Source organism: Pseudomonas sp. GW821-FHT09A09, assembly GCF_059418405.1.
Genome location: NZ_JBWKPU010000080.1, coordinates 1 through 3331, shown reverse-complemented (window position 1 = coordinate 3331; position 3331 = coordinate 1). Strand labels below are relative to the sequence as shown.

The following is a 3331-nucleotide window of genomic DNA, read 5'->3' as shown; positions in this document are numbered from 1 at the left end:
AGCCCTTTTGGTTACTTTTGGCTGGGCCGGCATTCCGGGCTCTTTTCCAAAAGTGACCCGCCGTAAGGGCGGAACCCATTTCAGCCGTTACCCAAACAACGGATATGTACCCGATCAAAGGCCATCTATGGAAAAGTCAAAGTTACGCAAGCTGGGAATGCTAACGGTATTAGCCGTAGCCATCGGCCTACTCATTTACACCGTCCAAGCCCCCGCCGACGCCCCCCAATACCTCACCGCCACCGCCGAACGCGGTGACATCGAAAACGCCGTCCTGGCCACCGGCCTGCTCGAAGGCATCAAACAGGTCGACGTCGGCGCCCAAGTCTCCGGCCAGCTCAAATCCCTCAAAGTCAAAGTCGGCGACAAGGTCAAGAAGGGCCAATGGCTCGCCGAAATCGACCCCTTGATCCTGCAAAACACCCTGCGCAAGGCCCAGGTCGACGAAGAAAACCTCCAGGCCCAACGCCGCGCCACGGCCGCCCAGCTCAAGCAAGCCAAGTCCGTGTACGAACGCTACAAAGGCCTGCAAATCGACGAATCGGTCTCACGCCAGGACTTCGAAGACGCCGAGTCCACCTACCAGGTGCAACAGGCCAACCTGCTGTCCCTGGACGCACAGATCAAAAGCGCCCACATCCAGATCGACACCGCCAAGGTCAACCTGGCCTACACCCGCATCGTCGCGCCCATCGACGGCGACGTGGTAGGCATCGTCACCCAGGAAGGCCAGACCGTGATCGCCAGCCAACTGGCGCCGGTGCTGCTCAAGCTGGCAGACCTGGACACCATGACCGTCAAGGCCCAGGTCTCCGAGGCCGATGTGATTCACATCAGCCCCGGCCAGCAGGTGTATTTCACCATCCTCGGTGAAGCGGACAAGCGCTACTACGCCAAGCTGCGTGGCACTGAACCGGCACCGCAGAACTTCCTCGAAACCCAGCCCGCCGGCACCCCCAAGCAGAACACGGCGGTGTTCTACAACGCGCTGTTCGACGTGCCCAACCCCGACCATCGCCTGCGCATCGCCATGACGGCCCAGGTGCGCATCGTGCTCGACACCGCCCAAGCGGCGCTGATGGTGCCGGTGGCGGCGCTGGGGCCGCGCAACAACGACGGCACTTACTCGGTGCGGGTGCTCGACGCCAAGGGCAAGGCGGTGTCGCGGGAGGTGAAAACCGGCATCAATAACAACGTCAAGGTGCAGGTGCTCGAAGGCCTCGCCGAAGGTGACAAAGTGGTGATCGGCGACGCCACGCCGGCCGTGGCGGGGAATTGATCGATGACCCAGCCACTGTTGGAACTCAAGGGCATCACCCGCAGTTTCATGGCCGGCGAGCGCGAGTTCATTGCGCTCAAGGGCATCGACCTGACGATCCAGGCCGGGGAGATGGTCGCGATCATCGGCGCCTCGGGGTCGGGCAAGTCCACCCTGATGAACATCCTTGGCGGCCTGGATTACGCCACAGCCGGCAGCTACAAGATCAACGGCATCGAAACCCGTTCCCTGGGCGATGAACAACTGGCGGAACTGCGCCGCGACTACTTCGGTTTTATCTTCCAGCGCTACCACCTGCTGGCGCACTTGAGTGCCTTGCACAACGTGGAAATGCCGGCGATCTACGCCGGCACGCCGGAAACCACACGCCACAGCCGCGCACGCGAGCTGCTGGCGCGCCTGGGCCTGGCGGGGCACACCACCCACCGGCCCAGCCAGTTGTCAGGCGGGCAGCAACAGCGCGTGAGTATTGCCCGGGCCTTGATGAATGGCGGGGAGGTGATCCTGGCCGATGAACCCACCGGCGCCCTCGATACCCACAGCGGCAAGGAGGTGATGCGAATCCTCGCCGAGCTGCACGCGGCCGGGCACACGGTGATCATCGTCACCCACGACCCCAAGGTGGCCGCCAATGCCCAGCGCATTGTCGAGGTGTGCGATGGCGAGATCGTCAGTGACAAGGCCAACGACAGCGTCGGGCTGGAGCTGAACACTGAGGCGCCCATCGAGCCCAAGCGCAGCGGCGCCCGGCGTTTGGTGGCCAGCCTGGGGTTGTTCAAGGAAGCGTTCAACATGGCCTGGGTCGCGCTGGTGTCCCACCGCATGCGCACGCTGCTGACCATGCTCGGGATCGTCATCGGTATCACCTCGGTGGTGTCGATCTCGGCCATCGGCGAAGGGGCCAAGCGCTATGTGCTCAAGGACATCCAGGCGATCGGCAGCAACACCATCGACATCTTTTCCGGCACCAGTTTTGGCGACAGCCGTGCCTCGGCCATCGAGACGTTGATGCCGTCGGATGTGGAGGCGTTGAACCAGCTGTATTACGTCGACAGCGCCACGCCGGTGGTGGGCCGCAACCTGTTGCTGCGCTTTGGCAACATCGACCTGGACGCGCAGGTCAACGGCGTGAGCGACCGCTACTTCAAGGTCAAGGGCTTGAAGCTCGAAGCCGGCATTGCCTTCAGCGAAAGCGATGCGCGGCGCCAGGCCCAGGTGGTGGTGATCGACCACAACACCCGCCAGCGCCTGTTCGGGCCGAACATCGACCCCCTCGGCCAGGTGATCCTGGTGGGGAACCTGCCGTGCACGGTGATCGGGGTGACGGCCGACAATAAAAACATGTTCGCCGCGAGTAAGGCGTTGAACGTGTGGGTGCCCTATGAAACGGCGGCAGGAAGGCTGTTGGGGCAGCGCCACCTGGACAGCATCACCGTGCGCATCAAGGACGGCCAGCCGAGCAAGGTGGTGGAAGACAACGTCAACAAGCTGATGCTGCAACGCCACGGCACCAAGGACTTCTTCACCAATAATCTCGACAGCATCATGCAGACGGTGCAGAAAACCAGCCGTTCGCTGGCGTTGCTGTTGTCGTTGATTGCGGTGATTTCGTTGTTGGTGGGGGGCATTGGGGTGATGAACATCATGCTGGTGTCGGTGACCGAGCGCACCCGCGAGATCGGTATCCGCATGGCGGTGGGCGCGCGGCAGTCAGATATCCGTCAGCAGTTTTTGGTGGAAGCGGTGATGGTGTGCCTGATCGGCGGAATGATCGGCATCTCGCTGTCATTTGCCATTGGCTATCTGTTTTCGTTGTTCGTGAAGGAATGGGAAATGGTGTTTTCCCTGGGCTCGATCGTCACGGCGTTCGCCTGTTCGACGCTGATCGGCATTGTGTTCGGCTTTGTGCCGGCACGAAACGCCGCACGCCTGGACCCCATCGAGGCATTGGCCCGGGATTGATGCTTCACGAACGATGAAGGTCAAAATGTGGGAGCGGGGGGGGGGGGGGGGGGGGGGGGGGGGGGGGGGAGGGGGGGGGGGGGGGGGGGG

At 62.6% G+C, this 3331-nt stretch carries 2 protein-coding genes; both read left to right on the top strand.

Features of this window, described 5'->3' with window-relative positions; translation table 11 throughout:
• Nucleotides 1-127 precede the first annotated feature (127 nt).
• Complete coding sequence (gene macA, locus AC07OV_RS30555) at nt 128-1279, top strand: macrolide transporter subunit MacA (RefSeq protein WP_176998981.1); 1152 nt, start codon at nt 128-130, stop codon at nt 1277-1279.
• 3 nt (nt 1280-1282) lie between these two features.
• Nucleotides 1283-3241: a MacB family efflux pump subunit gene (locus AC07OV_RS30550; protein ID WP_495093614.1), complete on the top strand. Its 1959-nt coding sequence runs from the start codon at nt 1283-1285 to the stop codon at nt 3239-3241.
• Nucleotides 3242-3331 lie beyond the last annotated feature (90 nt).

Bases quoted from the DNA above. Each gene is read 5' to 3' on its own strand.
- macA (WP_176998981.1), top strand. From the start codon at position 128: ATGGAAAAGTCAAAGTTACGCAAGCTGGGAATGCTAACGGTATTAGCC.
- AC07OV_RS30550 (WP_495093614.1), top strand. From the start codon at position 1,283: ATGACCCAGCCACTGTTGGAACTCAAGGGCATCACCCGCAGTTTCATG.